The sequence below is a fragment of the Paenibacillus sp. TSA_86.1 genome (genome assembly GCF_052691815.1).
Window position 1 is genome coordinate 1 of record NZ_JBQZGE010000012.1, and the last position, 16,073, is coordinate 16,073.

11 protein-coding genes are annotated in these 16,073 nt (G+C 47.6%); 9 read left to right on the plus strand and 2 right to left on the minus strand.

Annotated elements, in window-relative coordinates; genetic code table 11:
- Positions 1-964 precede the first annotated feature (964 nt).
- The 6 genes from ACUTVW_RS19775 to glsA all read left to right on the plus strand — a co-directional run bounded on the left by ACUTVW_RS19775 (position 965) and on the right by glsA (position 8,392).
- Complete coding sequence (locus ACUTVW_RS19775) at positions 965-2,617, plus strand: LytS/YhcK type 5TM receptor domain-containing protein (protein ID WP_445647487.1); 1,653 nt, start codon at positions 965-967, stop codon at positions 2,615-2,617.
- Between the two features lie 58 nt (positions 2,618-2,675).
- Positions 2,676-3,587, plus strand: a complete 912-nt coding sequence (locus ACUTVW_RS19780; RefSeq protein ID WP_445647488.1) for a LytR/AlgR family response regulator transcription factor — start codon at positions 2,676-2,678, stop codon at positions 3,585-3,587.
- Positions 3,588-3,808: 221 nt separating this feature from the next.
- Positions 3,809-5,056, plus strand: coding sequence for an L-lactate MFS transporter (locus tag ACUTVW_RS19785; protein ID WP_445647489.1), 1,248 nt, complete (start codon positions 3,809-3,811; stop codon positions 5,054-5,056).
- 274 nt (positions 5,057-5,330) lie between these two features.
- Positions 5,331-5,813, plus strand: a complete 483-nt coding sequence (locus ACUTVW_RS19790; RefSeq protein WP_445647359.1) for a GNAT family N-acetyltransferase — start codon at positions 5,331-5,333, stop codon at positions 5,811-5,813.
- A 186-nt stretch (positions 5,814-5,999) separates the two neighbouring features.
- Positions 6,000-7,178 carry an LOG family protein gene (locus ACUTVW_RS19795; protein WP_445647360.1) on the plus strand — a complete coding sequence of 393 codons (1,179 nt, stop codon included), beginning with the start codon at positions 6,000-6,002 and terminating at the stop codon, positions 7,176-7,178.
- 272 nt (positions 7,179-7,450) lie between these two features.
- The gene (gene glsA, locus ACUTVW_RS19800) at positions 7,451-8,392 is read left to right on the plus strand and encodes a glutaminase A (protein ID WP_445647361.1); all 942 of its coding nucleotides are present in this window, start codon (positions 7,451-7,453) and stop codon (positions 8,390-8,392) included.
- Between the two features lie 283 nt (positions 8,393-8,675).
- Here glsA and ACUTVW_RS19805 read toward each other — a convergent pair whose 3' ends face one another.
- Together ACUTVW_RS19805 and ACUTVW_RS19810 are read right to left on the minus strand one after the other, a co-directional pair.
- Positions 8,676-9,029: a YolD-like family protein gene (locus ACUTVW_RS19805; protein WP_434750377.1), complete on the minus strand. Its 354-nt coding sequence runs from the start codon at positions 9,027-9,029 to the stop codon at positions 8,676-8,678.
- The gene (locus tag ACUTVW_RS19810; protein WP_445647362.1) at positions 9,026-10,270 is read right to left on the minus strand and encodes a DNA polymerase IV; all 1,245 of its coding nucleotides are present in this window, start codon (positions 10,268-10,270) and stop codon (positions 9,026-9,028) included. Before ACUTVW_RS19810 ends, ACUTVW_RS19805 begins: the two co-directional genes overlap by 4 nt.
- Positions 10,271-11,141: 871 nt before the next feature.
- Here ACUTVW_RS19810 and ACUTVW_RS19815 point away from each other — a divergent pair.
- The 3 genes from ACUTVW_RS19815 to ACUTVW_RS19825 are packed head-to-tail and all read left to right on the plus strand — an operon-like array spanning position 11,142 to position 16,053.
- Positions 11,142-13,367, plus strand: coding sequence for a hypothetical protein (locus ACUTVW_RS19815; RefSeq protein WP_445647363.1), 2,226 nt, complete (start codon positions 11,142-11,144; stop codon positions 13,365-13,367).
- A gap of 48 nt (positions 13,368-13,415) precedes the next feature.
- On the plus strand, positions 13,416-14,630 hold the full coding sequence (locus ACUTVW_RS19820; RefSeq protein ID WP_445647364.1) for a HEAT repeat domain-containing protein: 1,215 nt from the start codon (positions 13,416-13,418) through the stop codon (positions 14,628-14,630).
- Between the two features lie 22 nt (positions 14,631-14,652).
- Entirely contained in the window at positions 14,653-16,053 is a 1,401-nt protein-coding gene (locus ACUTVW_RS19825; RefSeq protein WP_445647365.1) for a glycosyltransferase family 2 protein, read from the plus strand.
- Positions 16,054-16,073 lie beyond the last annotated feature (20 nt).

Consider the following 16,073-nt stretch of genomic DNA (forward strand, 5'->3'; position numbering starts at 1 on the left):
TGCAATGAAATTTACGGACAAATCCGTCGCGTAAGTGTCTACTTTCTTGACATAGGTCCATTCAATCGGAACCGCTCGGGGAAGTTTTTTTCTAACGATCACCAGAGACGCTATTTAGGGTGTATCACGCCTTTTTATTTTCTAACGATCTCAGGGAAGCTTATTTGAGTTGTTTGGTGCTAAAATAGGCTTGTTTCTTCTGTTCTTGCTGAAATAGGCTCTCTGGTGATCGTTACAATTCCAAAAGGCTCTATTTCGCTCAAATAAGCTCATCTGAGATCGTTAGAATTTGGAGCGCTACGTTGAGGAGGAAAGAAGTGGCACGGATTACCTTAACCGAGTAGCTTGGTTGTAGTTTGGTGATGCAGAAGAGGAAACTTTCCGAGATTGGTCATTCAGCATTTATCGAAGGCAAGGAAGGTATAATGGAGAACTTCATAGATACGACTACATTAGGAAGATATATAATCCCGACGACAAGACTTGTCTTCCGTATGGCAGCAAAAGTCAATAGTTAGTCATGCTGGATATACCGAGTTATATTTCATCAGAAGAAATTTTGCTTCATCCATTCGCTGACCCAGACCTAGTTGAACAATGAATTGCAAGCATGTACTGAGCACCTTTCTGTGGAGAAATTGGGTAGTATGAGTATCTTCATGTAATGCAATCAGTTTCCTGATTATACCATATTTATTATCAGAGCTAAGAGTTTATTGAATATAACTTTTAAGAGAAAATGGTTATGTCAGAAGAGGCATTAGTCCTCCTGTGTGACTTGATGAGACATCCTTTTTTAGTTTTCACAGGATATCCTTTGCTTTCCTCCAAGGGGAAGGGTAAACTGTTGCATACGAGTGGGGTAGATATGATGTCGCATCGCAGGATGGATGAAGGTGATCTGACGCTGTTATTGTTATTTTTTTAGATAGATGTGGAGGAAAACGGGTTGGAAATGTTTACGATGTTGCTGGGGTTGTTTGAGCGGGCGGCGCTGCTGATTATATTTCTGTTTTTTCTGTCGCGGGTGCCGCGGTTCAGGCAGATTCTGCAAAAGGGCAAGTTAAGATGGCAGGAGTACACGGCTTTGACCGTGCTATTCTGTGCGTTTGCCATCTTTGGTACATATACAGGAATTAACGTTGAAGGATCACTCGTCAATGTGCGGATTATTGCGGTTCTGTCGGGTGGCATATTATTTGGGGCACCTGTTGGTATTATTACGGGTATGGTCTCGGGGTTGCATCGGTATCTGATTGATATGGATGGTATTACTGCCATTCCATGCCTCATTACAAGTATTCTGGCGGGTTTGGTATCAGGTTACATTCACAAATACACTCCCAAATCCAAACGCTGGATCATCGGCATTGGAGCAGGCATGATTATTGAAGCGCTCACGATGCTGCTGATTCTTCTTTACTCGTATCCTGATCCTCTGGGAGCAGATATTGTTTCGAAAATTGCATTGCCGATGATTCTGGGTGAGGTGAACATTGGTCTGATCATACTTTTGGTACAGAGTGTGGAGGGGGAAAAGGAATTAATTGCAGGTCGTCAGGCCAAGCTGGCTTTGGAGATTGCCAATAAAACACTGCCTTACTTCCGCTCGATTGACGAGGAGTCGCTCCGTAAAATATGCAAAATCATTCAAGAGGATATCCAGGCCGACGCGGTAGCGATTACGGATACCCGGAATGTTTTGGCTTATGTTGGTTTTGGTGAAGAACGCTATCATATTGGCAATGAAATTATTAGTGAAATGACAAAGAAGACGATATCCAGCGGGGAAATTACGATAAGTAATGATGTAACGGATGAGAAAACCCCGGATATTCACTCGCTGCTGATTATACCGCTCAAAGAACGGGGCGATGTGACGGGTGCACTCAAAATCTATTATCGCAAAGCCTATAAAATCACGTATCCATTACAAACGATGGCTGTAGGACTCTCCCAGATTATCTCCACCCAGATGGAGGTGTCTCGGGTAGAGGAGATTAAAGCTGCGGCGAACAAAGCGGAACTGCGTGCACTACAGACGACGATTCATCCTCACTTTCTGTTCAATGCGTTAAATGCCATCGCTTCGTCTATACGCACCAAGCCGGATCGCGCGCGGGAACTGATCGTCAACCTCTCGGGTTACATGCGCTACAATCTGGAGCTGTCGGACGAGTTAATTGATATTCATAAGGAACTGGAGCAAGTCCGCAACTATGTCGAGATTGAAAAAGCGCGCTTTGGCAGCAGACTCACGGTTATCTATGGGATTGATGAAGTGGCAGTGCATATTCCAAGCCTGGTCATTCAGCCACTGGTGGAAAACGCGATTATTCATGGCATTCTGAAGGTCAAAGGTCCCGGAACCGTGCGGATTCGGGTACAGGATCACCCTGATTTCGTGCGTATTAGCGTGAGTGATACAGGAGCAGGCATCAGCCACGATATTATTGAAAAGGTCTATCATGACCGCATGCCGGGCAACCAGATTGGACTGTATAACGTGCATCGGCGCGTGAAACTGATATACGGACAAGGACTAACGATTACAAGGCTGGAGCAAGGGACCGAGATTTTATTTGATGTACCCAAAGGAGATGTCATAACAAGATGATGATGGAGCGATGAAAGCATTAGATGAAGGAATGTTGCGGGCGATAGACAAAAGAAGGATGAGAGCATTGATTGTAGAAGATGAAATTCCGGCAAGTGAGGAACTGAGTTATCTGATTCGGGAGCATAGCCAAATTGAGGTCGTGGATTGTCTCGAAGATGGTCTGGATGTACTCAAGTTTTTACAGGAGCAGGAAGTGGATGTGCTTTTTCTCGATATTAACATTCCTTCACTGGATGGCATGATGCTGGCGCAACATATTGGCAAGTTTGCACGTAAACCTTACATCGTATTTACGACAGCATATAAGGAGCATGCGGCTGAAGCTTTTGAGCTGGAAGCATTTGATTATATTTTGAAGCCCTATGACGAGAAACGGATCGCAACCATGTTGCACAAGCTGGAGCTGACCTTCAAGCGGGATCAGGAGCAAAGTGAGAGCATGCTTGGCGAACTACAAGGGGAAGATCAGGCATATCGACGTATACAAGGGTATGAATCAGCACATGGACTTGGAGTGGAACAAGAGAATGACAAAAGACAAGCTCAGGTTCGTTCTGGCATACCGCAGACCCAGCAAGGAATGGAGCAGCGAGTGGTATCTTCTAGTTCTCCATCACATCCGGCGGATCATCTGACGGGAACACGGATCAATCTGTTACGCAACGACAACATCATTGTGACGGATTCGGCGGACATCTATTATGCAGAGGCTCAGGAGAAAGTGACCAAAGTGTATACCAAAAACGGGGAGTTCACGATGCCGGTCAGCATATCGGATTTTCACAGCCGCTTGCCGCAGGATACTTTTTTCCGCTGCCATCGTTCCTATCTCGTGAACCTTTCTCAAATTCGTGAGATTGTGCCTTGGTTTAACAATACGTATCTGCTCCGTCTGCGTGATCTGGAAGCTGAAGTTCCGGTCAGTCGTGGCAAGGTCAAAGAATTCAGGCAGCTCATGCGCATATAACGGCATTTCATTCCGCATCTGATGCAACTCATGCTCAGAACGGCTCGATGAATCCCCTTTCATGTATGATGGTCTTGTGAACGCATTCAAGTACCTTACCTTTGAACGGTACAAGAGAATGTTCAACCTGTTACAGACATCGCAAAGGGGAGATTACGATGAAAGCAGCTATTTCATCCGCTTCATCAGCATCTAATTCAACAACGACATCATCGATAAAAATGAACCGCTGGCTTATTGTACTAGGTACGATTATTGTACAAATGGGGCTTGGCACCATCTACACCTGGAGTTTATTTAATCAACCGCTGTCTGATCGTTTCGGATGGGACGTCAGCTCGGTCGCGATAACTTTTTCGATTACGAGTTTTGCTTTGGCCATCGCTACGTTGTTTGCAGGACGATTGCAGGAACGCTGGGGTCTCCAGCGTCTGATCCGTGTAGCCGGAATTGTGCTCGGGGTGGGACTTATCCTGAGTTCCCAGGTTAGCTCGTTAACGCTGCTGTATCTGCTGGCTGGATTTGTGGTCGGGTTTGCGGACGGTACGGCATATATCACATCTTTGTCCAACCTGATCAAGTGGTTCCCTGAACGTAAAGGACTAATCTCGGGTATCTCGGTGGGTGCCTTCGGTACGGGCAGTCTGTTGTTCAAATATGTGAACTCCGCCCTGATTGGTGCGGTTGGTCCAGCGCAAGCCTTTATGTACTGGGGGATTATCGTTCTTGTACTGGTTGTTGCAGGATCATTCCTGATCCGGGAAGCGGTGGTTCGGGAGCAATCTCCAGCAAGTATCAAAGAGGGTTCGGGTGTGAAGACAGCAGAAGTTCGTCATGAGTATACCGTTAAAGAAATGCTTCGCACGAAAGAAGCATATATGCTCTTCGGTATTTTCTTCACGGCTTGTATGAGCGGTCTCTATCTGATCGGCATTGTTAAAGATATTGGCGTGCAGCTTGTAGGTCTTCATGTAGCAACGGCTGCGAATGCGGTTGCGATGGTTGCGATTTGTAACACGGCGGGCCGTATTATTCTGGGGGCTTTGTCGGATAAAGTGGGACGGATGAAGGTCATCGCCGGAGCGCTCCTGGTTACAGCCGTAGCGGTCATGACGCTGAGTCTGGTGCCGCTGAACTTTGGAATCTTCTTCGCTTGTGTAGCAGCCATTGCCTTCTGCTTCGGCGGTAACATTACTGTGTTCCCAGCAATTGTGGCCGATTACTTCGGTTTGAAAAATCAAAGCAAAAACTATGGCGTCATCTACCAAGGGTTTGGATTGGGTGCTCTGGCGGGATCATTCATCAGCGCGCTGCTGGGTGGATTCCATCTGACCTTTATTGTTATCGCTGTACTCTGCGCGGTATCACTTCTGATGGCACTGATCATCACACCTCCAGGTACAAGCCTGCGGGCACAAGCTTCCCATGACAAACAGATGCAGCTTAACCCGTCTTCGCGAGCAAGTTAGGTTGTCGTTTATCCCGTGGACAGATGAATGGCAAGCGGTCTCAGATGAGGCCGTTTTTTGCTTTTGAAAAAGCTCACAAATGCCCAAATCCCTTGCTTTCAACTGTAGTAGTTACGTAACGAGGCTGACGTACGTCCCTAGATGTGCATTGCGACCTTTGCTTCTGTTATACTCTAGGTGAATCGAAGACAAACTGTACTTCGATGACGTGGTATGACGATTCTTGGCGCAGCACGATTACATTTAAATGATCTATCCTAAGGGAGGCATATTCATGAACTTCGTGAAATACACAGAACCGGACTTTGAACATTATTATGCACTCGTTTCCAATGAGGACGTCATGAAGCAGATTACCGAGCGTGCGATTCCGGAGGCGGAAGCGAGAACACAATTCGATTCTATGCTAGATTATAACCTTCGTTCGATATGTGGGCACTACCTTGTGACCACGCATGATGATGCAGGTGTGGCCTACGCCAAATTGATTTTGGATGAAGATAATCCAAGCCGGGCAGAGATGGGGTATATGATTCTGCCGGAGCATTGGGGCAAAGGTCAGGGTACAGCCATTGCATCCCGCTTGATTATTCAGGCTCAGGCCGCAGGCATTGAGGTTTTATATGCCGTTATCGATCCTTCGAATGCGGCATCTCGTCAGATTTTGCTGAGACAGAACTTTGAATCGACTTGGGTGGGGGACTATGATGGACTGCCTGGGGAGATTCTGGAGTTGAATCTGAGTCCTAACAGATAAAGACGTTAGATACACATGAAAGTCATGGTAAAACAAGTGCTTTGAATGATCAATGGCTATTCTTAACCTTTTCAGAGATAAAGTATATATTCTCATTTACATGCTGCAGCCGCTTATAAAGCGGCTTTTTTCTGTGCAATCTATATAAGATAGAGCAGCCCTAAATTACATGTACAAGGAGAGCATATGATAAAATCATTGGAATGGATTACGCATCCTCCGTTTAACCCTATTCATAATAAGCTTTATACTCCATTTGAGTTGCTTAAGGGTTTTCATGCGGATGATGCTCGGAGTCTATTAGTCACGCCAGATTTTCGGTGTTTTACATATTTTCATCAACAAGGAGGTACAACCGTCTCAGATCCGTATGCTGCGATGATGGAGGCTGTGCATGATACATCCGTTGTTCGCGAAATGAACGGATTTCTGGCAACGGAGTTACAGGCAGGCCGTCGTCCTGTTGCCATTATGGGAGGACATCGCGAGAAACGGGGAAGCGAAACCTATCGTAAAGTAGCACGAATTGCCCAGAAGCTATCAGAGTCTGGTTTTATTGTCGTTAGCGGTGGCGGACCTGGTTGTATGGAAGCAACACATCTTGGTGCTCTTCACGCTGGACGGTCTGCAGACTGCCTTGAATCTGCAATGAATCGTTTGGAGAAGGAAGCATTCGCTGAATTCCCGCAAAACATGAGCAATATTATTGGTAAAGATGGGCAGACCTTTAATGAAGAATTGTTAAGTAAGCTCCATAAATGGATGCTTCCCGCATGGGAAATAGCAAATGAACTCAAGGATCAACTCAGCCCACTCAATTGCAGTTTGGCACTGCCGACCTGGCATTATGGCCACGAGCCGTTTACTCCGTTTGCTACCCACGTTGCGAAATACTTTCTCAACAGTATACGGGAGGATGTGCTTCTTACACTGGCTTCATGCGGTATCATTTTTTCGGAGGGGCGGGGAGGCACAATCCAGGAAGTATTCCAGGACGCTGCTCAAGTCTACTACCGTGAGAATGACGCGTATAATAAGGCTCCAATTACTTCAATGCTGTTTCTTGACAGCCAGTTCTGGACAAATTCAGAAACCCCGGATGGAAGGCTGCACATGCCAGTGATGGGTTTGCTTTATCCACTTTTTGTCGGTACAAAAAATATGACAGAAGAGGAATTTAAACGTTATATTCGCGTTGTCGATGATGCTGATGAAGCCGTTAAAATCATTATTGAAAATGTACAATCCGCGAGTCAGGTTGTGCACAAACTTGCCAGAATTGGCATCAGCAATATTGATTCGGAGCTTATGGCTGAAAGAGCAGAAGATTTTGTGAACCAGCGAGGAAACAAGACTGAAATATGATTCATGGAATTTGGAAAAATGAAGGAATAGTCCCCGTCGTGATCCGCGAACGACCTGATTCAGAGAATAGAACAAAGTCCCCATAAAAGCTGTTACTCTAGCAGCTTTTTTGTTTTCCCGGCAGAAATTCGTGTAACTTCACGTACCACAGGGTAATGCATAGGATAGAACAAGGAGTATAAGGTGTCTTGCGTGAGACAGCGTTGTGTTGTATTGCAGGGCTAGTATCTCGTGTAAGATACTTCTATAGATAGAAGTGGAGGAGATGACATATGAGTGATTCAACGATGGAACGACTGAATGTCCTGTTGCCGGAGTGGCTGGAGACCAGCCGACTGCATACGGGACAGGGAAAAGTAGCTTCCTATATTCCGGAACTGGTCAAAGCATCGCAGGATGATCTGGGAATACATATCATGGACGCGGAAGGAAACCATGTGTCTGCCGGAGATTGCGGTGTTCCTTTTACGATGCAAAGTATCTCCAAAGTCTTCACCCTCATTCTGGCCCTGATGGATCATGGGGAAGAAGCGGTCTTCTTTAATGTAGGAAAAGAACCAACCGGCGATGATTATGATTCCATGATCAAGCTGGAACTGGTTGAACCAGGCATTCCGTTTAATCCCCTCATTAATGCGGGTGCGATTACCGTATCCTCTCTTATCGGTGGTGACTGTAAGGAAGAAAAGTCCCGCCGTATTCTCGAATTTTTCCGCAAGTTAGCAAATAATGAACGACTGGGTTATAACGAAGATGTTTTTCGCTCCGAATCGGAAAGTGGTCACCTGAACCGCTCCCTCGCCTATTTTCTCAAACATAACGGTGTGATCAAAGATGAGGTAGAAGATGTGCTTGCGGTGTATTTCCGCCATTGCTCCATTGAAGTGACCTGTGCTGACCTGGCTCGCATGGCGCTTGTTCTTGCTTACGATGGAACCGATCCGATTACAGGCGAAGAACTTATCCCCCGTCGTTATGTGCAGATCGCCAAAACCTTTATGACCACCTGCGGGATGTACAATGCTTCTGGTGAATTCGCCATCGAGGTTGGTTTGCCTGCCAAAAGTGGCGTTTCCGGTGGTATTCTGACGCTGGTTCCGGGACAATTTGGCATCGGTGTGGTCGGCCCGGCACTCAATCGTAAAGGCAACAGCCTTGCTGGTGTTCACTTGTTGGAGCGTCTGTCCAAAGAGTTTGACTGGAGTTTCTTCTAAGTTCAACTTATATAAATGCTAGTGTTTTATTATCGGGCAAATCAGGCTTGAAAAACCAACATTATACTTACCCTTGCATGCAGTGGATGAATCGGATTTCGAACATTGTGCTTCTTTTGAACGAGGCGGATGTACGGATATCGTTAGTCGGCTGCTTTTTTATTATCATAGAATAATCGTAGGGATTCAGTCCTGTACCATTTAAAGCTGCTGCATCTATCATGGAGTTTCCACAATATAAGCATGTGAAGAAATGCTCATTTACTATACTAAATTCACAATCTCACTCATCCATCCATTCACCTGCTGGAGTCACACCTGTAATGAGATTCATCTGAAGATCCCGACTTCCGTCATCGGTTAGCAATCTGAGGGTACGGGCAGGGCGATCCAGTCTAAGCACACGTCCGGTAAAACAAACATCGTCATGCTCATGGAACAAGGTAATGGTAACGCGGTCGCCAAGTACCATAGAGTTACTCAGCAACCGGGACATTTCATCTGCGGCCTGAGCATCCAGAGAGGGACGAGTGCGAGGAGCAAGCTGCTCCTGGTGAAGAATATAAGCTTCCCGATGTTCAGGAAGCATCATGCGTGAGGATTCAAAAAGTCCGTTTTGCTGTAATTTTTTACTCATTTATAGTGACCTCCAATTTTGTGAGAACGTTCCTGTGCCTGTGCAGACGAGCAGAGGGATGACGCGCGCATAATGGCGGTATCCCCGAACTTGCGCTTGATATCATCCGTGGCTCGTTCGAGATCTCTCTTGCGTTCACGGTCGTCAAACCAGGACAGCTGTACTTCTGAATCCGGTACCAGTCCACTGAGTGACACATGGATGCGCCTTATGGGTAGTCCGTCCCAATGGCGCAGGAACAGAGCTGCCGCCGCATCATATACTTCATCCGTAATGTTGGTCGGTTCATTCACCTTCATCTGACGGGAGCAGCCGGTTGGCCGATCGTAATCCTGTCCGCGACATCCGACCGAAACGACATGCCCCATGAGTGATTTGTCCCGGGAACGCCGGCTGACCAGCTCTGCCAGCTCCAGCAACACAACTTTGATTTCTTCCCAGGTCTCGTAATCCCGAGGTAGTGTCATCTGATGTCCGATGCCTTGCTGCTGGTGGGTATATGTCCCGGGTTTCACGGGAGAATCATCCATACCGCGGGCGATACGCCATAACACTTCACCGTTCACACCCCAGCGCTCTTTGAGCCGGGACAGCGGTGTATTCGCCAGATCACCAATCGTATGAACGCCCATCTTGTAGAGATGCTGTGCCATACGTGAACCAACCATGAACATATCGCGTACAGGTTTTTCCCAGATTGTGGAGGGCATATCTTTCCGTGGCAGGGTATAGATACCTCCGGGGACTTTTTTGGCATACAGGTCACAGGCCATCTTGCTAACGACCTTGGTATCGCTGATCCCGATCCGAATGTAAACGCCCGTTTCATCCATGACCCGGGACTGAATGCTGCGTGCAATGGTTTCGGGACTGCCGAACAGATCCAGGCTTCCGGTGACATCTAGAAATTGCTCGTCGATGCTGTAGGGCTCGACCAGATCGGTATAGGACTGAAGGATACGTGTAATATGAAGGGACACACGAATGTACTCGGCCATTCTTGGGCGAATAACGACAACATCGGGACACTTGGCAAGCGCCTCGCCCAGCCGTTCTGCGGTTGTAATACCATAGGACTTGGCGAGAGGACACGCTGCCAGAATAATACCCGAACGCCTGGCCGGGTCGCCTGCTACAACGAGGGGGCGATCCTTGTACTCGGGATGTGCAGACTTCTCCACACTGGCATAGAACGACTGGCAGTCTGCCAGCATGATGACACGTCTGTCTTGGCGGGGCATGATGTTTCCTCTCCTTATCTGCAATTCTTGATGCTGCTCCTGTCGTCTGATCCTTGCAGAGAGCTGTTTATTTACAGTTTATTTACAGTATGGAACAAGTGTTCTTGTTTTATAAGCATATAGGACAATTTCAAATGCGGCAACCGGAATTATTTTGCAAATTGGACACAATTATACGATTGCCCGATTAGAGTCAATAATTAGGAAATAAGATATAGCTTTTTACATTTAATGTGAGAGATCTGTGACCTACGGGTGATGACTGGTAGTTCATTTTGATTTTTGTAAAAGGGTAGTTCATGGACAGAGTCCTATATAGGGGGACTGATGTCCTTTTTTCATTTTCAGCACTTTTCAGAAAACCTTGATGTGACGCGGATTTTCATTGATGCGTTATCGGACTATAGTATCAATTTTGTAATCTTTATGGTTAATACTGTAAAAAACGCGCAACTTTAAAAAAACACTCGCGTTTAATGGGGTATATGTTTTTCGGGGGAAAGGTGCCTGCATCCGCGTTGCACATAACAATATCAAGCGAAGTTGTGCAGGAACAGCAGTGCATCTATCTGTGCTTTACGGCAGATCATGAATGTAAAAAGACCGCAAACGGAACAGCTGCCTTGGTGTGCTGACTGATGGTGCAACTGGCCGTGTATGGGCAGAACGTTCCATACCATGTTTGCTTCCATCAGCCTAGTTACAATGCAGAGGCTTAGCGCTATAGTGAGAACTACACCGCTGACATCTCTACCAAGCGGACATCCGAAGCGGAATGATCGTATGTTACCTGTACGGGTTCATTCTAAACGCATGAACCTGACTCATGGGGAAGCAGGATGCATACTAGAGAGGTGAGCAATCAGAAGTCATGAGCAGACAACGACGAAGACGCTGGTTACTGACAGCTTTGACAGGAGCAGTGGTGCTGACGGGTGGTTTATTTGCCGGATGGCATTACATGCAACCAAAGCTTGTTACGTATACAGCGGAGAACGGCACGGAGATGAAATTCAAAACCGATGGAGACCGGTTCATGCAGTATGGGCCGGATGGAACGTGGAAGGAAATGTTCGTCAAAGGGGTGAACCTGGGGGCGACATCACCAGGGCATTACCCGGGAGAGTTTCCGCTCACCGAGGAGGATTACCTTCGCTGGTTCGAGCAGATTCAGGATTTGGGCGCGAATGTAATTCGGGTCTATACCGTCCATCAGCCGATTTTTTACTCCGCACTGGTCGATTATAATCGTGGCCGGGAGCAGCCGTTATATTTTATACAAGGCATATGGTCACCTGAGGAGGAATTGATCGAGAAGCGGGATGCCTATGCCGATCATATCGAACAGAGGTTCAAGCAGGAGATAGAAAAGGCCGTATCCGCCGTGTATGGGGATGCCGACATTCCTGCCAAGAATGGAGAATCCAGCGGCAAATATAGAACGAATGCAGGGAAATACTTGATGGCCTGGCATGTAGGTACCGAGTGGGACCCGGCGATGGTGGACAACACCAACAAGGTGCATGCAGATGTGCCGCAGTACAAAGGTGTTCATTTTTCCGGGAGCGCAGAGGCTTCACCGTTCGAAAACTGGCTGGCAGAACTGCTGGACTATACGGCGGTTCAGGAGAAAAAGTATGGGTGGGAACATCCGATGACGTTTACCAACTGGGTGACAACCGATGTGCTGGATCATCCGGGAGAGCCGTTGTATGAAGAGGATCTCGTCAGTGTGGATGCACGGCATATTGTGCCAGAAGCATGGGATGGAGGTTATTTTGCTGCCTACCACGTATACCCTTATTATCCGGATTTGTTCCACGTTGATAAGACGCTGCAAACAATCAAGGAAGAAAATGGCGAGTACAACACGTACAAAAGCTATCTGAACAAACTCAAAGCCGAGTTTTCCGATATGCCTGTAATGATTACAGAGTATGGTGTACCATCCTCGCTGGGGATATCACATCTGGGCATGGGTGGCCGAAATCAGGGTGGGCATAACGAAGTACAGCAGGGAGACATCGATGCTTCGCTGACGCAGGATATTTATGATGAAGGGTACGCGGGAGCGATTCTGTTTATGTGGCAGGATGAGTGGTTTAAGAAAACCTGGAATACGATGCCACTGGAAATTCCGGCAGATCGCCGGGCGTACTGGCTAAACGTTCTAACGAATGAGAAGATGTTTGGTTTGCTCGCCATGGACCCAGGGAAACAGGAACAACTGACCATTGATGGCAAGCTGGATGACTGGGACAAGCTGAAGAAAGAAGATGTCACGGTCTGGCAAGGGCAAGTGAGTGGTATCCGGGAAATGAAAATGACCCATGATGAAGCTTACCTGTATGTGAGCTTAACGCTGGATCAACCATTTGACCCGGATAAGACCATACTTCGCATTGGAACAGACACTCTTGCCGGAGGCAGTCAGCCAAGCAACATGCTGCCAGGCAAAACGCTAAGTGATGGCCTGGAAACAGTCATTACACTGGGCAAGGATACCGAGTCTCAGGTACAGATTGCGAAGGACTATGATTTCAACCAGCGTCTGTACGGCAAGGACGGGTATAACATGATCCCAGATGAGCAATTGAAGTCAGCCGATCCGTTCCATCCGTGGGAACTGGCTGTCAGTCTGAAGATGACCCCGCCGGATACACGTTCGGCGCATCCATTCATGGCGGAGAACGTCGGCACGTTGAAGCGGGGCACGACAGCTCCAGGACAGGCAGACACCGATTCGTTAACAGCCTGGCAATATAACGGCAATCAGGTGGAGATGCGAATTCCGTGGATGTTACTTGGCTTCGGTGATCCAAGCTCCTTGCAGGCGATCCAGTACGGACCGCCTAAAAACGGACGTGAGTTTTCTACAACTACGGTTGAAGGTATTACTTTGATCCCCTGGCTGACCAATCGTTCCACGAAACAGGTATCTTGGCCTGGAGGCGAACAAACCACGCTGGATTTAAAAACTTTACCCGTCTACAGCTGGAAACCTTGGGAGCAGGTTGAGTATAGCGAGAGAATGAAGCTAAGCTATGAAAAGATGAAGCAGAGCTATGAAAAAATGCCTAGTTTTCGGATCGAATAAATCAGTATAGAACATCATAAGGCGATTGTAAAAGGAGGACTTTTTCACATGTTCCAGAGTTTAGCTTTGGCCTATTGGTTTTTGATCGCCTGCATTGCACTTGTGATTGTGGGCGTCATCGTTCTGTTTGCCATGAAAATGTCCCACAACGGCAAACGACGCAAAACCGCTTTGTATGAAATGAAACAACGGGACTATTTCACGTATTTGCAGACCGCATTGACGGAGAACAGTCCGCTTAAGCTGCCGCCAGGCAAGCTGGCCCCACTAGAACGCAGGGTTATTCAGGACAAGCTGATCGAATGGATTGAACAGTTCAAGGGAGAGTATCAGGACAAACTGATCGAATTGTGCCGCGAGGCCGGGTTCGCCGAACACGATCTGAAAGAGCTGGGCCGTCTGCGTTACGGACGTCAGATTGATGCGGCGTATCGTCTGGGAGGCATGCGCTGTCCGGAAGCCGTTCCGGGTTTGATGGAGCTGCTCAAGGATGAGAAGCCAGGTCCGATGGCGATCATGATTGGACGTTCGATTGCAAGATGTACGACCCGGCACGGCGAGTTGAAAGACATGCTTGCCCTGCTTTTAACGAAAGGAAAATCGATTCATCATCTGGCTGCAGATATCTTGTTGGAAGCAAACCTGGATACGAGTCGTCTACTGATCGAACTGTTGGAGGATCGCAACCCTGATTTTGTCAAGGTTGGACTCGTAGCGATGTGGGGACAAGCGGTGCCAGAAGTGATGCCTGCACTCGACAGACTTGTTGGAGCAGAGCATCAGGATGTACGTGCCGAAGCCGTGAAGCTGTATCTCAGTGCGAGTCCGGCGCTCAAGGATGAGACGATTCTGAAGCTGATTCAGGACACCGATCCGGAAGTCCGCGCGGAAGTTGTACAGGCGCTCGGCTCGAAGCATGCATCAGGCAGCATTCCGTTACTACGCAAAGCACTTCGTGATGAAGACTGGAGAGTTCGCTACAATAGTGCGGAAAGCCTGAGCAAGCTGGGCGAACCGGGATTCGAAGCTTTGTGCCAGGCAGCGGTGCAAGGAACAGGTGCAGAGCGCGAGATTGCCATGCAGCAGATCGAGAGCACGATGCAGCATTCCGTAACCGACCATAAGGCGGTAGAGCAGATGATTGCGCATAACAAACAAAGACTGTTGTACGAACGTTATTTTGGCCCGGTTCGCGGCGGCGAAAACCGTACAACCAAGAAACGCACAGGCGTTGCAACAGTAGGAGGGGATTACACTGCTTAGAGATTTATTACTCATCTACGGTATGGTCGCCATCTATTATGTGGTGTTCGTTAATACGCTATATTTTTCTATACTGGCTTTATCATTCCGTAATATCTGGACGATCTTCCGGAGGTCACACTACTCCAAGTACAATACGTTATCCGGCTCGGAACTGGTACCTTCGGTTTCCTTGCTGGTGCCGGCGTACAACGAGGAACTGACGATTATTGAAAATGTAAACTGCCTGATGACACTGAACTATCCAACGTATGAAGTCATTGTAGTGAATGATGGTTCCAGCGATTCCACCTTAAAGGTGCTGTTGGAGGAATACCGTTTGAAGCTGGTACCGAATACGCAGATTCGCGGAAAAATCTCTTGTCAGAAGATTCGCGGCATCTATCATAACCCGGACTTCCCGGATCTGTATGTCATCGACAAGGAGAATGGCGGTAAGGCCGATTCCCTCAACGCAGGGATTAATTTGTCCCATTATCCGCTGATCTCTTCCATCGATGCCGATTCACTTCTGGAGAAGGATGCCCTGATTCGCATGGCACGCATGTATATGGAGAATCCGGAAGAAACCGTGGCGATCGGCGGAGATGTCCGCATTGCCAATGGTTGCAAAATCGAAAACGGGGCAGTACAGGACGTGTCCTTGCCACGTAAGATTTGGCCGATGTTCCAGTCCATCGAGTATTTGAAAGCTTTCCTCGGCGGACGAATTGGCTGGAGTCATATGAACGGTCTGATCATCGTCTCCGGTGCATTCGGTATGTTCCGTAAGGATGCAGTTATTGCTGTAGGCGGATACCGCGATGGTTATCCGGGTGAGGACATGAACATCATTATCAAGCTTCACCGCTATATGCTGGAAAATAAACTGAAATATCGCGTCGCCTTCTGTCCTGAGGCCGTTTGCTGGACACAGGCGCCGGATTCGTACCGCATTCTGTCCAGTCAGCGCAAACGCTGGGGACGCGGGAATCTGAAAAACATGTTGGAGAACCGCGGCATGTTGTTCAACCCGAAATATAAGGTCATGGGTATGATTACCATGCCATATAACGTTATTTTTGAAGCATTGAATCCGTACTTCCGTATTACGGGGTTGCTAGCTTTGACTGGATATGTGCTCCTGGACATGACTCAGTGGCCTGTTCTCGTTCTGTTTGGATTGTTGAATTTCGTGAGTGGATATCTGCTGAGTGTAGGGGCGTTGATTCTGGAGGAGATTGCTTTCAAACGCTACAACAAGCTCTCCGATCTGGTGAAAATGCTTGTCTACTCCGCCCTGAAATTTGTGGGGTATCATCAACTCGGCGTGCTGTGGAGATTGCAGGGACACATTCAGTTTTTGCAAAACAACAATTCATGGGGCACGATGACACGCCAAAGCTGGTCTGAGGAATCCAAGGACGCCAGCAAAGCGGCTTAATTGTAACAACATTATAGAAG

What these genes read in the sequence shown, in the direction of transcription:
- ACUTVW_RS19775 (WP_445647487.1), top strand. Translation starts at nt 965, where the DNA reads ATGTTGCTGGGGTTGTTTGAGCGGGCGGCGCTGCTGATTATATTTCTG.
- ACUTVW_RS19780 (WP_445647488.1), top strand. Translation starts at nt 2,676, where the DNA reads ATGAGAGCATTGATTGTAGAAGATGAAATTCCGGCAAGTGAGGAACTG.
- ACUTVW_RS19785 (WP_445647489.1), top strand. Translation starts at nt 3,809, where the DNA reads ATGAACCGCTGGCTTATTGTACTAGGTACGATTATTGTACAAATGGGG.
- ACUTVW_RS19790 (WP_445647359.1), top strand. Translation starts at nt 5,331, where the DNA reads ATGAACTTCGTGAAATACACAGAACCGGACTTTGAACATTATTATGCA.
- ACUTVW_RS19795 (WP_445647360.1), top strand. Translation starts at nt 6,000, where the DNA reads ATGATAAAATCATTGGAATGGATTACGCATCCTCCGTTTAACCCTATT.
- glsA (WP_445647361.1), top strand. Translation starts at nt 7,451, where the DNA reads ATGAGTGATTCAACGATGGAACGACTGAATGTCCTGTTGCCGGAGTGG.
- ACUTVW_RS19805 (WP_434750377.1), bottom strand. Translation starts at nt 9,029, where the DNA reads ATGAGTAAAAAATTACAGCAAAACGGACTTTTTGAATCCTCACGCATG.
- ACUTVW_RS19810 (WP_445647362.1), bottom strand. Translation starts at nt 10,270, where the DNA reads ATGCCCCGCCAAGACAGACGTGTCATCATGCTGGCAGACTGCCAGTCG.
- ACUTVW_RS19815 (WP_445647363.1), top strand. Translation starts at nt 11,142, where the DNA reads ATGAGCAGACAACGACGAAGACGCTGGTTACTGACAGCTTTGACAGGA.
- ACUTVW_RS19820 (WP_445647364.1), top strand. Translation starts at nt 13,416, where the DNA reads ATGTTCCAGAGTTTAGCTTTGGCCTATTGGTTTTTGATCGCCTGCATT.
- ACUTVW_RS19825 (WP_445647365.1), top strand. Translation starts at nt 14,653, where the DNA reads ATGGTCGCCATCTATTATGTGGTGTTCGTTAATACGCTATATTTTTCT.